Below are 1872 nucleotides of genomic sequence, written 5' to 3'. Positions count from 1 at the left end.
CCGTCGGGGGCGGGCTGGGCCGCCGGGCCCGCCGGGGCGGGTGCCGCGGCCCGCCCGTGGCCGGGCCGCGCGGTGCGAGTGGCGGGTCCGGCTGCCGCCCCGCGCGCCGCGAGTTCGCTGAGGCGCTCGTGCAGTGCGGCCGCGCCGGGCCGCTCGGCGGGTTCCTTGGCGAGGCAGGCACGGATGAGCGGTGCCAGCGGCGTCGGTACGGCGGACAGGTCGGGTTCCTCGTGGACGACCCGGTAGAGCATGACTTCGGAGGACGCCCCGGATCCGAACGGGGTGTCCCCGGTGAGCGCGTAGGCGAGGGTGGCCCCGAACGCGAACACGTCGGTGGCGGGGGTGACGGCGGCGCCGCGGACCTGTTCGGGCGCGAGGAAGCCGGGGGAGCCGACGGCGGTGCCGACGTGGGTGAGGGTGCTGGCGCCGCGCGACCAGGCGATGCCGAAGTCGATGATGCGCGGGCCCCGCGGCGAGAGCAGGATGTTGGAGGGCTTGAGGTCGCGGTGGACGACCCCGGCCTCGTGCACCTTGACCAGCCCGTCGGCGAGTGCGGCGCCGATCCGGGCGGCCTCGGGCCAGCTCAGCGGCCCTTCGTCGCCGACCTGCTTGTAGAGGGAGGGCCCGGGCACGTACGCGGTGGCGAGCCAGGGGCGGTCGGCCTCGATGTCGGAGCCGACGACGCGGGCGGTGCAGCCGCCCCGGATGCGGGATGCGGCGGCGATCTCGCGGGCGAAGCGGGTGCGGAACTCCTGGTCCTCGGCGAGTTCGGCGCGGATCAGCTTGAGGGCGACGCGCTGTCCGCGGCGGTCGGAGCCGAGGTAGACCACGCCCATGCCGCCGGCGCCCAGTCGCCGGTGCAGGCGGTACGGCCCGACGATGCGGGGGTCCTCACGCCTCAGCCGCATCATCGCCATGTTCCCGTTCCCCGTCAGCCTGTGGGTGAGGCCCCGTCGGTTGGGGCATCGTCAGTTCCTGTCTGGCACAGCTTACGGACTGCCCCCTGCGGTGTGCTGATACGCAACACCTCAAGCAGCCGTGTGATTGTCGGATCGTGCGCTGACCCGCAGGTCATAGGGGTGCCGAAGCGTTTCTCGGGGTTGCCCCTCAGGGTTCCCCCGGGGTCGCGGCCAAGGCTCCCTCCCCCTGCGGTAGTACGCCTGAAGTCTGAGCGTCATCCTCCGGGATGCCCGAGGAACAGTACGACGGCATGACGCCCGGACGGCCCCCTGAGCAATAGCGTTGTGTTCAGCGGTGGACGGGGAGCTCGTCCCCCGAGGTAAGCCGTTCACCGCGCCAACTCGACCGGACCACAGGAGTAAGGGCATGGCACCGCAGCTCACGGGAAACCCCCGCCGTCGGTCGGCCGTCATCCAGTCCCGGTCGGCCGAGCAGCCCACCAGGCACCCGGCCGTGGCGCTGGCCATGGCCCTGCCGTGCGCGGTGCTGCTGGTGCTGCTGTTCGGCGGTTGGGATCAGATGGCGAACCAGGCCCAGGCCGTCGCCGATCTGATCGGCCGCTGAGATCACGCCGGCCCCGACGGGGTCGGCCACAGAACGGGCACTGGTCCCCTGGGGACGGGGAACAGTGCCGCCGGGGAGGCCGCGGCCGCGATGACACGCGGACGGGCGTGTGTGGCGCGCAGAGCGCCCCGGCAGGCGGAGACGCCGCGTACGGACGTCGGTGAGGGCGACCGTACGCGGCTCTTCTCTTTTCCCGAAGCCGTCGTCCGTCTCGAAGGCGTCGGCTGCCCCGAAGCCGTCGTCAACGCCAAACAGCCGGGGCCGGCGGCGGCGCGGGCCGCGGCGGCCGCCCCCGCCCGCGGGGGGCGGGGGGCAGTACTGGAGGCTAGCCGGCCGCGCGAGGCGAGT

General features: G+C 73.8%; 2 protein-coding genes. One reads left to right on the top strand and one right to left on the bottom strand.

Translation table 11 applies throughout. The features are described 5' to 3' along the window. Positions 1–917, bottom strand: a 917-nt coding sequence (locus ACFV6I_RS39450) for a serine/threonine-protein kinase (protein ID WP_380431107.1), incomplete at its 3' end; no start/stop codon positions are given. A 409-nt stretch (positions 918–1326) separates the two neighbouring features. On the opposite strand from ACFV6I_RS39450, the gene ACFV6I_RS39445 reads away from it, so the two are divergent. Further along, positions 1327–1524, top strand: coding sequence for a hypothetical protein (locus ACFV6I_RS39445; RefSeq protein WP_363372835.1), 198 nt, complete (start codon positions 1327–1329; stop codon positions 1522–1524). Positions 1525–1872 lie beyond the last annotated feature (348 nt).

Origin of the sequence: Kitasatospora sp. NPDC059803 (assembly GCF_042732255.1) — a bacterium.
GTDB lineage: Bacteria > Actinomycetota > Actinomycetes > Streptomycetales > Streptomycetaceae > Kitasatospora.
Note: the sequence above shows the minus strand (reverse complement) of the source record. Positions and strands in the feature narration are given on the sequence as shown.

Excerpts from the sequence above, each read along its gene's own strand:
- ACFV6I_RS39445 (WP_363372835.1), top strand. The coding sequence starts at position 1,327 with ATGGCACCGCAGCTCACGGGAAACCCCCGCCGTCGGTCGGCCGTCATC.